Below are 15,177 nucleotides of genomic sequence, written 5' to 3' on the forward strand. Positions count from 1 at the left end.
CCCCCACCTAGTCGGGAAAGCGGCGGTCGACCCACTTCCAGAGCCACTCCAGGGCGGCCGCCGCCACCACCGCGACGCCGACGGCTGTCCACGGCATCGTGTCCCCGACCAGCTTCAGGGCGAAGAAGCCCTGCAGCGCCGGCACGGCGAGGATGAACACGAACGCCAGGCCCATCGACGCCACCAGCAGGACCCGCCACCAGGTGTACGGCCGGGCGATGATCGCCAGGATCCACATGGAGACCAGGAACAGGGTCAGGGTCGCCGCGCTGGTCTCGGCGCCCAACTGGCCGCCCGGGTAGTACTGGCGGGCGATCAGGTAGGTGACGAAGGTCGCCACCCCCGCCACCACGCCGCCCGGGACCGAGTAGCGCATGACTCTGCGTACGAAGTGCGGTTTCGCCCGTTCCCTGTTGGGCGCGAGGGCGAGGAAGAACGCCGGGACGCCGATGGTGAGGGTGGAGAGCAGGGTCAGGTGCCGGGGCAGGAACGGGTACTCCACCTGCCAGCACACCACCAGGACGGCCAGCAGCACCGAGTAGACGGTCTTCACCAGGAACAGCGTCGCCACCCGCGTGATGTTGCCGATCACCCGGCGGCCCTCGCCCACCACCGACGGCAGGCTCGCGAAGCTGTTGTCCAGCAGCACGATCTGCGCCACCGCCCGCGTCGCCTCCGAGCCGGAGCCCATGGCGACCCCGATGTCGGCGTCCTTCAGCGCGAGCACGTCGTTCACGCCGTCGCCGGTCATCGCGACCGTGTGCCCGTGCGACTGCAGCGCCCCGACCATGTCCCGCTTCTGCTGCGGGGTGACCCGCCCGAAGACCGTCCCCCCGGCCAGCGCGTCCGCCATCCCGGCCCGGTCGGCGGGCAGCCGCCGCGCGTCCACGGCCGTACCCTCCAGGCCCAGCTTGGCGGCGACCGCGCCGACCGAGACCGCGTTGTCGCCGGAGATGACCTTGGCGCGGACGTTCTGGTCCGCGAAGTAGCGCAGGGTGTCGGCCGCGTCGGGCCGCAGCCGCTGCTCCAGGACGACGAGCGCGGTGGCGCGGGCGCCGTGGGCCGGGTCGGCGTCGTCCAGGTCGCGGCCGGCGCGGGCCAGCAGCAGCACCCGCAGCCCCTGCTCGTTGAGGTGCTCGGTTTCGGCCAGGGCCGGGGCGCCGGGGCTGAGGAGGACATCGGGGGCGCCCAGCAGCCACGTGCTGATCTCGCCGTCGGCCTCGCTGAACGCGGCCCCGCTGTACTTGCGGGCCGAGGAGAAGGGCAGCGACTCCACGCAGCGCCAGTCCTCGCTGTCCGGGTAGGCGTCGATGATCGCCTGGAGGGAGGCGTTGGGGCGCGGGTCGGACTCGCCGAGCGCGCCGAGCACCTTGCGTACGTGCGTCTCGTCCGCCCCGTCCAGCATCCGCAGCTCGGTGACGTCCATGCCGCCCTCGGTGAGCGTGCCGGTCTTGTCCAGGCAGACGGTGTCGACGCGGGCCAGCCCCTCGATGGCGGGGAGTTCCTGCACGAGGCACTGCTTGCGGCCGAGCCTGATGACGCCGATCGCGAACGCCACCGAGGTGAGCAGGACCAGCCCCTCCGGGACCATCGGGACGATGCCGCCGACCGTGCGGGCGATGGAGTCCTTGAAGCCGCTGCTCTTGACGACGAGCTGGGTGATCACGAGTCCGACGGCCGCCGGGACCATCATCCAGGTGACGTACTTGAGGATCGTGGAGATGCCGGTGCGCAGCTCGGAGTGGACCAGGGTGAAGCGGGAGGCCTCCTCGGCGAGCTGGGCGGCGTAGGCCTCGCGGCCGACCTTGGCCGCCTGGAAGGCGCCGCCGCCCGCGACCACGAAACTGCCGGACATGACCGCGTCGCCGGGGCGTTTGACGACGGGGTCGGCCTCGCCGGTGAGCAGCGACTCGTCGATTTCGAGCCCGTCGGCCTCGGCGCACACCCCGTCCACGGCGATCTTGTCCCCGGGCCCGATCTCGATGAGGTCGTCGAGGACGATCTCGTTGGTGGCGACTTCGACGGCCGCCCCGTCCCTGCGCACGGTCGGCCGGGCCTCCCCGATGACCGCGAGCGAGTCGAGGGTCTGCTTGGCCCGCCATTCCTGGACGATGCCGATGCCGGTGTTGGCGAGGATCACGAAGCCGAAGAGGCTGTCCTGGATCGGTGCGACGAACAGCATGACCAGCCAGAGCACGCCGATGATCGCGTTGAACCGGGTGAAGACGTTCGCCCGGACGATCTCGCCCATCGACCGGCTGCTCCGCACGGGCACGTCGTTGACCTGGCCGTGGGCGACGCGCTCGGCCACCTCGGCGCCGGTCAGCCCCGCCGACCTGGTCATCGGTAGGGCCACCGGATGCACGGGGTCGAGCTCCGCGCCCGCGTCTATATGGGTCATGCATTCGACGGTACGTGCCGATTTGCCCACTTGCCCGCTTTATTCAGCCGACGTCGACCCCAGCGCCGCCGCCCGCTTGATCGCCGCGTCCCGCTTGCGCACGTACCAGATGCCGATCAGCCCCAGCCCGCCTCCGGCCAGGCAGGTCCACAGCCACCACAGGTGACCGTGCGAGTCGAACCAGCCGTAGAAGGGGAGCTGCACGAGGAAGAGGACGAACCAGATGATCGTGCCGCCGGTGATGGTGGCGACCACGGGGCCCTCCAGGGGCTCGGGCGCCTCGTGCTTGGGGGTCCACTTGGCCATGGGCACAGCTTACGAGGCGATCAGGTCTACGCGCGGAGATAGCGATCTGGCACTCATACGTTCATACTGAAACCGTTTGCCTTTGACCACTTCTGCTCGTATGAAACGCCAAAGAGGCTCGGGGGAACCCCTTTGGTGATGAGGTCCCGCATGTCCACCTCGGCACCCGCCAAGGTCCCCACCCCCGAAATACCGGGCGGTGCGCCGGCCCGCGGCCCGCTCGACCGCTACTTCAGGATCTCCGAGCGCGGCAGCTCCGTCGCCCGTGAGATCCGCGGCGGTTTCGCCACCTTCTTCGCGATGGCGTACATCATCGTGCTGAACCCGATCATCCTCGGCAGCGCGAAGGACATGTACGGGCACCACCTGGACAACGGCCAGCTGGTGACGGCGACCGCGCTGACGGCGGCCTTCGCCACCCTCCTCATGGGTGTCATCGGCAACGTCCCGATCGCCCTCGCCGCCGGCCTCGGCGTGAACTCCGTCGTCGCGCTCCAGCTCGCCCCCCGTATGTCCTGGCCGGACGCGATGGGCATGGTCGTACTCGCGGGCTTCGTGGTCATGCTGCTGGTCGCCACCGGTCTGCGCGAGCGCGTGATGAACGCCGTGCCGTTCGGTCTGCGCAAGGCGATCTCGATCGGTATCGGCCTGTTCATCATGCTGATCGGCCTGGTCGACTCCGGCTTCATCACGCGTATGCCGGACGCCGCCCAGACCACCGTCCCGGTCCAGCTCGGCGTGGGCGGCCATCTGCACGGCTGGCCGGTGCTGGTCTTCATCCTCGGCGTGCTGCTCACCTTCGTGCTGATCGTCCGCAAGGCGCCGGGCGCGATCCTGATCTCGATCGTCGGCATGACCGTCCTCGCGGTGATCATCAACGCGGTCACCACGATCCCGTCCTGGGGCCTGACCGTCCCGAAGTGGCCGGGCAACCCGGTCGCCTCCCCCGACTTCGGCCTGGTCGGCCACGTCAGCCTGTTCGGCGGCTTCCACAAGGTCGGCCTGCTGACCGGCATCCTCTTCGTCTTCACCGTGCTGCTGTCGTGCTTCTTCGACGCGATGGGCACGATCATGGGCGTCAGCGACGAGGCGAAGCTGACCGACGCCGAGGGTTATATGCCGGGTATCAACCGGGTCCTGTTCATCGACGGCCTCGCGGTCGCGGCGGGCGGTGCCGGCTCCTCCTCGGCCACCACCGCGTTCGTGGAGTCCACGGCCGGTGTCGGCGAAGGCGCCCGTACGGGCCTCGCGAACGTCGTCACGGGCGGTCTCTTCACCGCCGCGCTGTTCCTCACCCCGGTCGCCACGATGGTCCCGTCCCAGGCGGCGACCCCGGCGCTGATCGCGGTCGGCTTCCTGATCCTGTCGAACTCGATCAAGGAGATCGACTGGGCCGACTACACCATCGCGATCCCGGCGTTCGTGACGATGCTGATGATGCCGTTCACCTACTCGATCACCAACGGCATCGGCATGGGCTTCCTCACCTTCACGGTGCTCCGCCTGGCCGCCGGCCGGGCCCGGGAGATCCCGGCGCCGATGTACATCGTCTCGGCGGTCTTCGCCTTCTACTACCTGATGCCGGCCCTGGGTCTCGCGTGAGACCTCAGTTGACGCCGTAGAACTTTTCCGTCTCCTCGACGGCGGCCTGGAACCGCTCGTCGAAGTCGTTCCGGGTGAGCGTGCGGATCACATAGTCCTGCACGCTCATTCCCCTTTTCGCCGCGTGGAGCCGGAGCCTCTCGAGGAGCTCTCCGTCTATCCGCAGGCTGAGCACGCTGGTCCCCATGTCTAGAGGGTCGCCACATCCGGCCACCCGATGCGTCACTTTCCGGAAGCGACTCACTCATATGGGTGATCAAAGGCTTCAGTGGCGCGTGTCACGGGAATCCGGGCGCGTCGCGGCGTCGTTAGGGAGAGTAATGAGTTACTCTAAGGACATGCCGGACCTCACCCATGGCGACGACGCTGCCGCCGTGAACTCTCTCCGCTCCGCCGTGATGCGGCTGTCCCGTCGGCTCAAGCACCAGCGGGTCGACGAGTCGCTGAGCCCCACCGAGATGTCGGTGCTCGGCACCCTCTCCCGCTGCGGCTCGGCCACCCCGGGCGAGCTGGCCCGCAAGGAGCACGTCCAGCCGCCGTCGATGACCCGCATCGTCGCGCTGCTCGAGGCCAAGGGGCTGGTCCGGCTGGAGCCGCACCCCGAGGACCGGCGCCAGAAGGTCGTCACCCAGACCGAGCAGGCCGAGGCGATGCTCGAAGAGAGCCGCCGCAAGCGCAACGCCTTCCTGGCCGGCCTGGTCGAGGGCCTCGACGAGGACGAGTGGGCCGCACTGCGCGCCGCCGCCCCCGTGCTGGAGAAACTCGCACACCTGTAACCAAGCCGTCGGAGGAGGCGAACCCTTTTGAGTACGGGATCCGGAACACCTTCCGCCCCCGCACCGACCGTCACTACCACCCCCACCGCCCGCAAGTCCTCGATGTTCAGCTCGCTGAAGGTCAGGAACTACCGCCTGTTCTTCATCGGCCAGGCCGTCTCCAACACCGGCACCTGGATGCAGCGCATCGCCCAGGACTGGCTCGTCCTCAGCCTCACCGGCTCCTCCGCCGCCGTGGGCATCACGACCGCCCTGCAGTTCCTGCCGATGCTCGTCTTCGGCCTCTACGGCGGTGTCCTGGTCGACCGCCTGCCCAAGCGCCCCACGCTGCTGGTCACACAGTCCTCGATGGCCGTGACGGGCCTCGCGCTCGCCACGTTGACCCTCACCGGGCAGGTCCAGGTCTGGCACGTGTACGTCGCCGCCTTCGCCGTCGGCCTCGCCACGGTGCTGGACAACCCGGCCCGCCAGTCCTTCGTCTCCGAGATGGTCGGGCCCGAGCAGCTGCAGAACGCGGTCAGCCTGAACTCGGCGAACTTCCAGTCCGCCCGCCTGGTCGGCCCCGCCGTCGCCGGTCTGATGATCACCGGCGTGGGCACCGGCTGGGCGTTCCTCGCCAACGGCCTGTCCTTCGTCGCGCCCATCACCGGCCTGCTGCTGATGCGCGCCCGTGAGCTGCACGTGGTCCGGCGCACGCCGAGGGGGAAGGGCCAGCTGCGGGAAGGCCTGCAGTACGTGGCCGGGCGCCCGGAGCTGATCTGGCCGATCGTGCTGGTCGGCTTCATCGGCACCTTCGGCTTCAACTTCCCGGTCTGGCTGTCGGCCTACGCCGAGCACATCTTCCACGCCGGCGCCGGTGCCTACAGCCTCTTCAACACCCTGATCGCCGTCGGCTCCCTGTGCGGCGCCCTGCTGGCCGCCCGGCGCGGCACGGCCCGGCTGCGCATCCTGATCGCCGCCGCGCTGGCCTTCGGCGCGCTGGAGGTCGTGGCCGCGCTGGCTCCGTCGTACTGGCTGTTCGCGCTGCTCATGATCCCGATCGGGGTCTTCGGCCTCACGGTGAACGTCACGGCGAACACCGCGGTCCAGATGGCCACCGACCCGGCCATGCGCGGCCGGGTGATGTCCCTGTTCATGATGGTGTTCATGGGCGGTACGCCGCTGGGCGCGCCGATCGTCGGCTGGATCACCGACACCTACGGCGCGAGGGTCGGCTTCGCCGCCGGTGGTGTCGTATCGGTCGCCGCGGCCGGTGTGATCGGCCTGGTCCTGGCCCGCATCGGCGGTCTGCGGCTCGCGGTGGGCTGGCACCACGGCCACCCACGGGTCCGGTTCGTGCCGCGCGGAGAGCGGGAGGAGCTGGCGACGGCGGCGTAGGGATCGCCACGGTGTGTCCCCGTACGGATGCGTGTCTGCGTGTCGATCGCCGGTGCGATTCTCTCCCATGAGATGACTTCTGCCAGTACGCCCCTTTTGGGGCTCGTATGGGAACAGGAGCATCACATGGCAGCACAGGCATCGAGCCCGAGACCCCGCTCCCGCGTACGGCGGCTGACGGCGGTCGCGCTGGCCCTGGGCACGGTCGGCGCGCTCGCCGCCGCCGCGCCGTCCGGCGCCGTCGCCGCGCCGCACAAGGCCGACCACGGCTTCCGGGAGCGGGACCTCGTCTCCGACCTCGCCGGCAGGGCGGAGCGGCGGGACCAGAACCTGGTCAACCCCTGGGGGCTGGTGCGCACGTCGAACGGGGCGATCAGGGTCTCCAACAACGGCACCAGCACGTCCACGGTGTACGCGGGCGCCCGGGACAACCGGCCGGTCATCTTCCTCACCCCCGTCGTCCACCTCCCCGAGGACGCCGACCCGACCGGGATCGTGCGCAACGACACCCGCGACTTCCGCTTCACCGCCTCCGGACGCTCCGGTCCCGCGCAGTTCATCTTCGCCGGGGAGAACGGCGCCCTCTTCGCCTTCAACCCGCGCGTGCTCCCGACGACCGGCGTCCAGGTCGCCCAGGAGGCCAACGCCGTCTTCAAGGGCCTGACCCTCGTGGACCACGAGCGGAAGGCCACGAAGGGCGACCGGCACCGGCCGCGCATCCTCGTCGCGAACTTCCACGACGCGCGCATCGATGTCTTCGACACCCACTTCAAGCTCGTGAAGCAGGCCGCCGGCGCGTTCCGCGACCGGAGGATCCCCAAGGGCTTCGCGCCCTTCGACGTCAAGAACATCGGCGGCAGGGTCTTCGTCACCTACGCCAAGCAGGACGCGGACAAGCACGACGACGTCGCGGGCCCGGGCAACGGCTTCATCGATGTGTTCAGCACCAAGGGCAGGCTGCTCCAGCGTTTCGCCCGCCGTGGGGTGCTCAACTCGCCCTGGGGCCTGGAAACGGCTCCCAAGGGCTTCGGGAAGTTCGCCGGCGACCTGCTCGTAGGCAACTTCGGCGACGGCCGCATCCACGCCTTCGACCTCAGGACCGGCCGGTTCGAGGGGACCCTGAAGAACCGCCATGGGCGGCCGATCGCGATCGAGGGCCTGTGGGGGCTGGAGCGGGGCACCGCCCGGTCCGGGGGCAGGGACAGCGTCTGGTTCGCCGCGGGAATCGAGGACGAGGCGCACGGGCTGCTCGGCACCCTGCGCGCCGAGCGCTGATCCGTCGACCACACTCCGGGTACTCGCCGGGCGGTCACACCCGCCGGGCGAGCACCTGCCCCGGCCAGTCGTTCCGCTCGCCGGCGGTATAGGTCTGCGTCGGCGTGAACCCGTTGGCCTCGGCGATCACAGGGATGTCGTCGGGGCCGCCTTCGCGCACGGTGATCGTCATTGACCCGTCATGCCCACCGCCGTCTGCGAAGGTGAAGGCATGAGACTCTTCGCCGCGGTGCTCCCACCGGAGCACGTCGTCCATGAACTCGCCGCCGAGGTGGCCAAGTTGAAGAGGCTGCCCGGTGCGGAGCGGCTGCGCTGGACCAACCGGCCGGGCTGGCACTTCACCCTCGCGTTCTACGGCGAGGTCGCCGACGACCTCCTACCGGACCTGTCGGAGCGCCTGTCCCGCGTGGCCCACCGCACCTCCCCCTTCGACCTGGCCCTCTCCGGCGGCGGCCAGTTCGGGCACGGCAAGGCCCTGTGGACCGGCGCCTACGGCGAGGTGGAGGCGATGCGGCTGCTGGCCGACCGGGCGGAGGCGGCGGCGCGGAAGGCGGGCGTGCCGATGGGGGAGCACCGGCGGTACACGGCCCACCTGACGGTGGCGCGGAGCCGGGACTCGGTGGACGTACGGCCGTATGTCGAGCTGCTGCGGGAGTTCACCAGCCGGACCTGGACGGTGAACGAGCTGGTGCTCGTGCGCAGCAACCTGCCGAGGTCGGGGGTGGCGGGGGAGCAGCCGCGCTACGAGGCGGTTGACCGCTGGGCTTTCGGCGGGGTTGGTTAGGCTCGGGGACGTGGACCCGAAGACCAGGAACCGGATCATGGCCGGTGTGCTTGTGCTGATGTTTGTGGTGGTGGCTGTGTCGGCGGCCGTCAGGTAGGGGTTTTGCGGGGAAGCGCCCCTTTCGGGGCGCCGTCCCCTACGGAGCTTCGAAGAGCATCGGCATCACCAGGCGAAGGCCTCCGGGGACGGGCCGGGGCCCGGGAAGACCTCGTCCAAGCCCGCCAGCAGCTCCTCGCCCAGCTCCAGCTCCACGGCCCTGAGCGCCGACTCCAGCTGTTCGGCCGTACGCGGACCGACGATGGGACCCGTCACACCCGGCCGGGTCAGCAGCCAGGCCAGGGCCACCTCGCCCGGTTCCAGGCCGTGCTTGTCGACCAGGTCCTCGTAGGCCTGGACCTGCGCGCGGGCGGCGGGGACCTTGAGGGTGTCGGCGGCCCGGCCGGAGGCGCGGCGGCCGCCCTGGACCTCCTTCTTGATGATCCCGCCGAGCAGACCGCCGTGCAGCGGGGACCACGGGATGACCCCGAGGCCGTACTCCTGCGCGGCCGGGATGACCTCCATCTCGGTGCGCCGCTCGGCGAGGTTGTACAGGCACTGCTCGCTGACCAGGCCGATGGTGCCGCCGCGGCGGGCGGCGATCTCGTTGGCCTGGGCGATCTTGTAGCCCGGGAAGTTGCTGGACCCGGCGTAGAGGATCTTGCCCTGCTGGACCAGGGTGTCGATCGCCTGCCAGATCTCCTCGAACGGGGTGTCCCGGTCGATGTGGTGGAACTGGTAGAGGTCGATGTGGTCGGTCTGCAGCCGCTTCAGGCTGGCGTCCACGGCGCGCCGGATGTTCAGCGCGGAGAGCTTGTCGTGGTTGGGCCAGGCCGGCCTTCCGTCCGAGGCCATGTTGGCGTAGACCTTGGTGGCGATGACGACCTTGTCACGGCGGTCACCGCCCTTGGCGAACCAGTTGCCGATGATCTCCTCGGTCCGCCCCTTGTTGTCACCCCACCCGTACACGTTGGCGGTGTCGAAGAAGTTGATGCCCGCGTCCAGCGCCGCGTCCATGATGGCGTGGCTGTCGGCTTCATCGGTCTGCGGCCCGAAGTTCATCGTCCCGAGGACGAGCCGACTGACCTTGAGTCCCGTGCGTCCAAGCTGCGTGTACTTCATGGTCCACTAGCCAACGGCTTGGAGTGCGCTCTATGCAAGCGACGCGAGGGTGGTGATGAACGCCGTCCAGGTGGTGGGGGTGACTTTGAGGATCGGGGCGGTGGGGGCGGGGGTCTTTGAGTCGCGGATGTGGATGGTGGTGGGGGTGGGGGCTATCTCCACACACTCGCCCTGGTCACCGCTGTAGCTGCTCTTCAACCAGTGGAGGTTCGCGCTCATAGTCCCTGTGCCACCTCTTCGATCAGTTTCGCGGACTCGTCAGGGTTGAGAGCCTGCGCTCGCAGAATGCCATACCGGGCGAACAGCTCTGCCAGATCAGGCTGTTCGCTGACGAAGTAGCCGCCGCTCGGACCTTCGACGTAGGCGAACTGGCGGTGCTCTGCCGTCTCCAGAAGGATCATGGCGCCGTTCAGCCCGGCGTGCGCCTGTCGCTCGTGCGGCATGACCTGGATCTCGACGTGGCGCAGTCGACCGATGGCGAGGATGCGCCTCAACTGCTCCTGGAGCGTTTCTGGACCCCCCAACGGCCGTGTGAGGGTGCTTTCTTCCAGTACGTAACTGACCAGGGGCCGGGGTTTGCGCTCGAAGAGCTGCTGGCGTTCCAGACGCGCGGCCACACGCTTGTCGATCTCTTCGTCGTCCAGAGCCGGAACGTGGCAGTTGTAGATGGCCCGTGCGTAGGCCTCGGTCTGGAGCGAGCCGGGGATGACGTGGTTCTGGTACACGTGCAGGGCGGCGGCCTTGCGTTCCTCGGCCAGATAGTCCTCGGTCCACGGCGGCAGGCCGCCCCTGAACTCCTTGTCCGCCAACACCAGCAGTGCACCTTGTGCACCCACCGCTTGGTCGGCGACCTCGACGAACTGCCCCCGGGGGAGCCGCTCACCTCGCTCCACCATCGCCACCTGGGACTTGGAGTAGCCGACATGTTTACCGAGCCCCTCCTGCGTGATTCCGGCCCGCTCTCGGTAGAACCGAAGCAAGGCGCCGAAGGTCTCGGAACCTCGTTCACCGGAATGCACAACCGCCTCCCCAAGTGCACGGCCCCGCACGGACGTTGCGTAACCCTGGTCACAGTATGTAAGGAGACGGAAACATCAAGTGCATGAACCAGCGAATCTCCACCCCCCGGATTCCGACCTGGATCCCCCACTCCGGTCACGCCCTCCGCCGCGCCGGCGTTCACTTCGACGCCGTACGTATCGAGGGCGCCGCAGGCAGCCGCGTCGCGTCGGAGCTGATGGTGCGGACCGGCTTTGCGGCGGGCGCGATCGTGCAGGAGGCCACGGGGGCGCGGTACATGTACTTCCTGCTGCCCCCGGAGACGGTGACGGCGTACGACTGGCCGCCGGAGGCAAGGACGCTGACGCGGGGTCACCGCAGCGTGTCGTACGTGGGTGTGCCCGCGCTGACGGGGGCCACCTGGCCGCTGGGCTGGAGGTCGGTGCCGACGGAGGAGAGGCTGTTCGTGGTGGGGGAGTTGCTGGAGGAGGTGGCGGGGCAGGTGCTGGCGCCCGGAGCTGTGAGGTGACCGGAACGCGGACAGGCACCGCCCGCTGCCCTACGGGTGGCGCCTGCCGTGCGGTGTTCTGGAGGCTCAGGCCTTGGCGACCATGACCGCGTGTCCGGGTTCCTCGATCTGGAACGAGACCGTGTCCCCCTTATGCAGATCCTCGACAGCGGCGGGATTCAGGAGGTCTTCTACCGTGAAGTCCAGCTGGGGACCACCCTTGTCGTCCCGGATCTTTCCCTCGCCCTGCTCCGGTTCCCACTTTTGAATCTTGCCTCTGGACACGGCTGTGTCTCCTTCGCTCGATGGGGGGGAGGCGAGTCCCGGTCACACGCCGGGCTCACTCCCATCGAAACCGGACCCATGTGCCGCAGCGAGCGCTGTGGGCCGAACGGGTGACGCTCCTAGTCGCGGGGGAACCCGTCGGTCTTGAGGATGAGGTCGATGACGGTGCCGGTCAGGTCGATGTCGGTGCCGAAGTCCACCGGGGTCCTGTTCTCGTAGTCGCCGTCCTTGGGGTCGGTGTAGACGAAGCAGCGTCCCTGGTAGGGGTCGGCGACGACGTAGAGGGGGACCTCGGCGATCGCGTAGGCGGTCTTCTTGGGGCCGTAGTCGTTGGCAGCGGTGCCCTCTGAGATGACCTCGGCGACGAACTCGACGTCCTGGTAGCGCCAGCGGCCGTTGTCGTCCTTCTTCGCCGAGTCCTTGAACATGGCGATGTCTGGGCAGAAGCCGTTCTGGTAGCCCGGGAAGTCGACCCGGACGTCCGAGAACACCCTGACCCGCCTCCCGAACCTGTCCTCGAGGGCCCAGAGGAATGCCCGGATGATCAGCCAATGCGTGTCGCGCTGCGGCGTCATGAAAACGTTGCCCCCGACGATCTCGACCCTGAATCCTTCGGGGACGGGCATCCGCTCAAGGCGCTCGAACCACTCGTCCAAACGCTTGGTGTTGGCGTCGGCGTCGGCCATCTCGATCCTGTCTTCAAGGACGGTCATCGTGGCGCTCCTCCCCGGCTGCCCCATCGGCGAGTGCAGCCGCGCGGTTCAACGATACGCACGGTGATCCGGAGTCGCCCGAATTAGGTCAACTTGTTCCGACCGCGTACGCCTGTCCGATCCCCCAGGCCTCCCACATCGCCCCCGCGTACGCCCCCGCGATCCGGTGCTCCCCGCTCGCGTTGGGATGCGTCCCGTCGTATGTGTCCGCATGGATGTCGTACGACTCCGGCGGCGAGGCCAGCAGGATGGGCGACCGGGGCTCGTCCAGGTCGGCGACCGCCTTCGCGAGCAGGACGTTGAAGAGGTCCACCTGCTCGCCGAAGGGGGCGTCCGTCTCGGCGCGGATGTTCGGGATCACCGGGAGCAGGGCCATGCGTATGCGCGGGTTGGCCTGCCGGGCCTCGGCGATGAAGGCCCGTACGTTCTCGGCCGTCTGTTCGGCGTTGGTGTAGAAGCCCAGGTCGATCAGCCCGAGGGAGACCAGGAGCACGTCCGCGCGGTGTGTGCGCACCGCCTCGCCGATCAGCGGAGCCATGTGCAGCCAGCCCTCGCCCCAGCCGGCCAGGTGGCGGCGCGGGAAGTCGGGGTCGGCGTACGCGTGCGACGTGGGGGCGTCGGCCGCCTTGTCGTACAGCTCCTCGCGGGGGCCGACGAAGGTGAACGGACCGCCGTACGCGGTGCACAGGTGACGCCACAGCCGGTAACGCCATGTGTGCTCGCCCGCGCTCCCGATCGTCATGGAGTCACCTACGGGCATGAACCTAAGCATCCGCTCATCATGGACGATCACGAGCCGCAACGGGGTGTGAGGCCCACCACGTCCGCGCCGCCCGCAGGAGCGCCTCGACCGAACCCCCGCAGGCAATGGCAGTCTTGGGACATGCGCCGATCGTTCGCCGTTCTCGCCGGGGCCCTGCTCGTGGGCGCGCTCGCCGCGCCCGCGTCGGCCGCCGACGGTGACCAGGGCTTCACCATCAAGGACCCGCGGATCGCCGAGTCCAGCGGGCTCGCCGCCTCCCACCTCCACCCCGGCATCTACTGGACGCACAACGACAGCGGCGACGGACCGTACATCTACGCCGTCGACAGCAGGACCGGTAAGACCGTCGCCCGGATCACCCTGCGCGGCATCGGCGCCCCGCGTGACGTGGAGGCCATCTCCATCGGGCCGCACAACGAGATCTACCTGGGCGACATCGGCGACAACCTCGGCGGCAAGTGGCCGTACGTGTGGATCTACCGGCTGCCCGAGCCGAAGCAGCTGAGGGACCAGACGGTCAACGCCACGCAGTACGTCGTGAAGTACGTGAACGGGCCGCGCGACGCCGAGTCGCTGATCGTCCACCCGAAGACCGGGCGTGTCTACATCATCGACAAGAAGGAGGACGGCGGGCACTTGTACGAGGGCCCGGCCGCCCTGTCCACCTCCGGCGCGAACATCTTCAAGCCCGTCGCCGCCGTCGACCTCTGGGCCACCGACGCGGCCTTCTCGCCGGACGGGCGGCAGCTCGCCGTGCGTGGGTACTTCGGCGGGATCTACTACGACTGGAACGGCGGCCGGATCAAACGCGGGGGCGAACTCGACGTACCCCAGCAGGGGCAGGGCGAGGGCGTCAGTTACTCCGCCGACGGGACCAAGCTGCTGTACAGCAGCGAGGGCGCCGACAGCGAGGTCGTGGCGAAGGACGTGCCGGGCCTGCCCGCGTCCAAGTCGCCCTCCGCGGCCGGGAGTTCGAGCAGCTCAGGGAGTTCCTTCGGCGGGGGTGGCTACAAGCTCGGTGCCGTCGTCGTCGCCGCCGGGGCGGCCGTCCTCTTCGGGGTGCGGCGCCTGCGGCGACGGGGCTGACCGGTCACCGGTCTGTCGGTTCCGTGTCCGTGTGCGCATCAGCACTAGGGAACCGGTGCCACGTCGATGATGACCGCCCCGTCGCCGCCGACGCTCCCGCCCGTGCCGCTGTCCCCCGTGCTCCCGGCGGCGCCGCTCGTGGCGGAAGCGCCGCCGCTGGTGGTGCCGGTACCGCCGGTGCCACCGGCGCCGCCCGTGCCGCCACCGCCACCATTGCCGCCCGCGCCGAAGCTGAACCCGGCGGCGCTGATGGCGGTGCCGCCGGTCCCGCCGCTGCCGCCGCCTCCGCCCGTGCCGCCGCCTCCGCCCGCGCCGCCCGTGCCGCTGTGCTGGCTCGCGCCACTGGCGCCGGGCCCACCCGGGTTGCCCACGGCTCCGGCGCTGCCGTTGTTGCCGTTCACCATGTCCTCCGGGACTCCGGGAGCGGGCAGGCAGCGTGAGAGTCCGCCGCCCGTACCACCGGAACCGGTGATGGCGCCGCCACCTCCACCGCCACCGCCCAGCCCTCCGGCCCCGCCGAGCACACCGGGAGCGCCGCCTCCGCCGCCCTGGCCGCCCGTCGCGGCCCTGGTGCCGGCCGTGCCGCCCGGGGCGAAGGCCAGGTCCACCCCCGTGGTGAGGGTCACCCTGCTGACCCCACCGGCGCCACCGAGGCCGGCGGAGGTGCCCGCGGTGCCGGGACCGCCGCCGAAGGGACCGCCGGCGCTGCCGCCGGTGCCGCCGCCTCCGCCGTTCCCCGCGCCGCCGCCTGCTCCCCCCGCTCCCACCACGACGGTCAGGGTCTCGCCGGCGACGGCCAACTCGGTGCACTGCACGAAGCTTCCGGAGCCCCCGCCCCCGCCGGCGGCACCCCCTCCGCCGCCTCCGCCCCCGCCTCCGCCTCCGCCGCCCGCCGCGAGGAGGGCGTTGCCGCCGCCTCCTCCGCCGCCCCCGCCGCCGCCACCGGCTCCCCCGCTCCCGCCGGCCCCGGCGGCCCAGACCCTGATGGTCAGGATGTTCAGGAGGCCCGAAGTGGGGCTGCCGGGAACCGTGAAGGTGGACTGGCCCGGAGACGTGAAGGTGAAGCGCGGGTCCGGCTGGGCCACAGCGCTGTCGGCGCCCACCATCGGCGGGAGCAGCCCGCCCACCAGCGCCGCCACGCCTA

18 protein-coding genes are annotated in these 15,177 nt (G+C 69.9%); 7 read left to right on the plus strand and 11 right to left on the minus strand.

Annotated features, from left to right (window positions below):
- Positions 1-7: 7 nt before the first annotated feature.
- Positions 8-2,401, minus strand: a complete 2,394-nt coding sequence (locus ACWC0C_RS01005; protein WP_450860626.1) for an HAD-IC family P-type ATPase — start codon at positions 2,399-2,401, stop codon at positions 8-10.
- Between the two features lie 39 nt (positions 2,402-2,440).
- Positions 2,441-2,707, minus strand: coding sequence for a DUF2530 domain-containing protein (locus ACWC0C_RS01010; RefSeq protein ID WP_450860628.1), 267 nt, complete (start codon positions 2,705-2,707; stop codon positions 2,441-2,443).
- 150 nt (positions 2,708-2,857) lie between these two features.
- Here ACWC0C_RS01010 and ACWC0C_RS01015 point away from each other — a divergent pair, with 150 nt between their 5' ends.
- Positions 2,858-4,309, plus strand: coding sequence for an NCS2 family permease (locus ACWC0C_RS01015; RefSeq protein WP_449200850.1), 1,452 nt, complete (start codon positions 2,858-2,860; stop codon positions 4,307-4,309).
- Positions 4,310-4,313: 4 nt separating this feature from the next.
- On the opposite strand, the gene ACWC0C_RS01020 is transcribed toward ACWC0C_RS01015, so the two are convergent.
- The gene (locus ACWC0C_RS01020) at positions 4,314-4,496 is read right to left on the minus strand and encodes a ribbon-helix-helix protein, CopG family (RefSeq protein WP_449200851.1); all 183 of its coding nucleotides are present in this window, start codon (positions 4,494-4,496) and stop codon (positions 4,314-4,316) included.
- A gap of 151 nt (positions 4,497-4,647) precedes the next feature.
- On the opposite strand from ACWC0C_RS01020, the gene ACWC0C_RS01025 reads away from it, so the two are divergent.
- From ACWC0C_RS01025 to ACWC0C_RS01035, 3 genes are all read left to right on the plus strand, one after another.
- Entirely contained in the window at positions 4,648-5,085 is a 438-nt protein-coding gene (locus tag ACWC0C_RS01025) for a MarR family winged helix-turn-helix transcriptional regulator (RefSeq protein ID WP_351029110.1), read from the plus strand.
- A gap of 27 nt (positions 5,086-5,112) precedes the next feature.
- Entirely contained in the window at positions 5,113-6,462 is a 1,350-nt protein-coding gene (locus ACWC0C_RS01030; RefSeq protein ID WP_450860630.1) for an MFS transporter, read from the plus strand.
- Positions 6,463-6,588: 126 nt separating this feature from the next.
- Positions 6,589-7,737 (plus strand): TIGR03118 family protein, encoded by a 1,149-nt coding sequence (locus tag ACWC0C_RS01035; protein WP_450860632.1) that lies wholly within the window; start codon positions 6,589-6,591, stop codon positions 7,735-7,737.
- A gap of 34 nt (positions 7,738-7,771) precedes the next feature.
- Here ACWC0C_RS01035 and ACWC0C_RS01040 read toward each other — a convergent pair whose 3' ends face one another.
- Entirely contained in the window at positions 7,772-7,909 is a 138-nt protein-coding gene (locus tag ACWC0C_RS01040) for a hypothetical protein (RefSeq protein ID WP_450860634.1), read from the minus strand.
- 39 nt (positions 7,910-7,948) lie between these two features.
- On the opposite strand from ACWC0C_RS01040, the gene thpR reads away from it, so the two are divergent.
- A complete protein-coding gene (gene thpR / locus ACWC0C_RS01045; RefSeq protein WP_450860636.1) occupies positions 7,949-8,521 on the plus strand; it encodes an RNA 2',3'-cyclic phosphodiesterase in 573 nt (190 codons plus the stop codon).
- 162 nt (positions 8,522-8,683) lie between these two features.
- On the opposite strand, the gene ACWC0C_RS01050 is transcribed toward thpR, so the two are convergent.
- From ACWC0C_RS01050 to ACWC0C_RS01060, 3 genes are read right to left on the minus strand one after another with little or no spacing between them, the layout of a single operon-like run.
- Complete coding sequence (locus ACWC0C_RS01050; protein WP_450860638.1) at positions 8,684-9,679, minus strand: aldo/keto reductase; 996 nt, start codon at positions 9,677-9,679, stop codon at positions 8,684-8,686.
- Positions 9,680-9,709: 30 nt separating this feature from the next.
- Entirely contained in the window at positions 9,710-9,898 is a 189-nt protein-coding gene (locus tag ACWC0C_RS01055; RefSeq protein WP_450860640.1) for a DUF397 domain-containing protein, read from the minus strand.
- Complete coding sequence (locus ACWC0C_RS01060; RefSeq protein ID WP_450860642.1) at positions 9,895-10,698, minus strand: helix-turn-helix domain-containing protein; 804 nt, start codon at positions 10,696-10,698, stop codon at positions 9,895-9,897. Before ACWC0C_RS01060 ends, ACWC0C_RS01055 begins: the two co-directional genes overlap by 4 nt.
- An 83-nt stretch (positions 10,699-10,781) precedes the next feature.
- Between ACWC0C_RS01060 and ACWC0C_RS01065 the strand changes: the two genes are divergently transcribed.
- The gene (locus ACWC0C_RS01065; protein WP_449200859.1) at positions 10,782-11,207 is read left to right on the plus strand and encodes a hypothetical protein; all 426 of its coding nucleotides are present in this window, start codon (positions 10,782-10,784) and stop codon (positions 11,205-11,207) included.
- 66 nt (positions 11,208-11,273) lie between these two features.
- Here the strand turns inward: ACWC0C_RS01065 and ACWC0C_RS01070 are convergent, their stop codons facing one another.
- From ACWC0C_RS01070 to ACWC0C_RS01080, 3 genes are all read right to left on the minus strand, one after another.
- The gene (locus ACWC0C_RS01070) at positions 11,274-11,471 is read right to left on the minus strand and encodes a hypothetical protein (protein WP_450860644.1); all 198 of its coding nucleotides are present in this window, start codon (positions 11,469-11,471) and stop codon (positions 11,274-11,276) included.
- A 119-nt stretch (positions 11,472-11,590) separates the two neighbouring features.
- Positions 11,591-12,184 carry a Uma2 family endonuclease gene (locus ACWC0C_RS01075; protein WP_450860646.1) on the minus strand — a complete coding sequence of 198 codons (594 nt, stop codon included), beginning with the start codon at positions 12,182-12,184 and terminating at the stop codon, positions 11,591-11,593.
- 88 nt (positions 12,185-12,272) lie between these two features.
- Positions 12,273-12,956: an SGNH/GDSL hydrolase family protein gene (locus ACWC0C_RS01080; protein ID WP_450860648.1), complete on the minus strand. Its 684-nt coding sequence runs from the start codon at positions 12,954-12,956 to the stop codon at positions 12,273-12,275.
- A gap of 111 nt (positions 12,957-13,067) precedes the next feature.
- Between ACWC0C_RS01080 and ACWC0C_RS01085 the strand changes: the two genes are divergently transcribed.
- Positions 13,068-14,033 (plus strand): WD40 repeat domain-containing protein, encoded by a 966-nt coding sequence (locus ACWC0C_RS01085; RefSeq protein WP_450860650.1) that lies wholly within the window; start codon positions 13,068-13,070, stop codon positions 14,031-14,033.
- A 44-nt stretch (positions 14,034-14,077) separates the two neighbouring features.
- Here ACWC0C_RS01085 and ACWC0C_RS01090 read toward each other — a convergent pair whose 3' ends face one another.
- On the minus strand, positions 14,078-15,172 hold the full coding sequence (locus ACWC0C_RS01090; RefSeq protein ID WP_450860652.1) for a hypothetical protein: 1,095 nt from the start codon (positions 15,170-15,172) through the stop codon (positions 14,078-14,080).
- Positions 15,173-15,177: the final 5 nt, after the last annotated feature.

This window comes from Streptomyces sp. NPDC001709 (assembly GCF_053596375.1).

What these genes read in the sequence shown, in the direction of transcription:
- ACWC0C_RS01005 (WP_450860626.1), bottom strand. Translation starts at nt 2,401, where the DNA reads ATGACCCATATAGACGCGGGCGCGGAGCTCGACCCCGTGCATCCGGTG.
- ACWC0C_RS01010 (WP_450860628.1), bottom strand. Translation starts at nt 2,707, where the DNA reads ATGGCCAAGTGGACCCCCAAGCACGAGGCGCCCGAGCCCCTGGAGGGC.
- ACWC0C_RS01015 (WP_449200850.1), top strand. Translation starts at nt 2,858, where the DNA reads ATGTCCACCTCGGCACCCGCCAAGGTCCCCACCCCCGAAATACCGGGC.
- ACWC0C_RS01020 (WP_449200851.1), bottom strand. Translation starts at nt 4,496, where the DNA reads ATGGGGACCAGCGTGCTCAGCCTGCGGATAGACGGAGAGCTCCTCGAG.
- ACWC0C_RS01025 (WP_351029110.1), top strand. Translation starts at nt 4,648, where the DNA reads ATGCCGGACCTCACCCATGGCGACGACGCTGCCGCCGTGAACTCTCTC.
- ACWC0C_RS01035 (WP_450860632.1), top strand. Translation starts at nt 6,589, where the DNA reads ATGGCAGCACAGGCATCGAGCCCGAGACCCCGCTCCCGCGTACGGCGG.
- ACWC0C_RS01040 (WP_450860634.1), bottom strand. Translation starts at nt 7,909, where the DNA reads ATGACGATCACCGTGCGCGAAGGCGGCCCCGACGACATCCCTGTGATC.
- thpR (WP_450860636.1), top strand. Translation starts at nt 7,949, where the DNA reads ATGAGACTCTTCGCCGCGGTGCTCCCACCGGAGCACGTCGTCCATGAA.
- ACWC0C_RS01050 (WP_450860638.1), bottom strand. Translation starts at nt 9,679, where the DNA reads ATGAAGTACACGCAGCTTGGACGCACGGGACTCAAGGTCAGTCGGCTC.
- ACWC0C_RS01055 (WP_450860640.1), bottom strand. Translation starts at nt 9,898, where the DNA reads ATGAGCGCGAACCTCCACTGGTTGAAGAGCAGCTACAGCGGTGACCAG.
- ACWC0C_RS01065 (WP_449200859.1), top strand. Translation starts at nt 10,782, where the DNA reads ATGAACCAGCGAATCTCCACCCCCCGGATTCCGACCTGGATCCCCCAC.
- ACWC0C_RS01075 (WP_450860646.1), bottom strand. Translation starts at nt 12,184, where the DNA reads ATGACCGTCCTTGAAGACAGGATCGAGATGGCCGACGCCGACGCCAAC.
- ACWC0C_RS01080 (WP_450860648.1), bottom strand. Translation starts at nt 12,956, where the DNA reads ATGCTTAGGTTCATGCCCGTAGGTGACTCCATGACGATCGGGAGCGCG.
- ACWC0C_RS01085 (WP_450860650.1), top strand. Translation starts at nt 13,068, where the DNA reads ATGCGCCGATCGTTCGCCGTTCTCGCCGGGGCCCTGCTCGTGGGCGCG.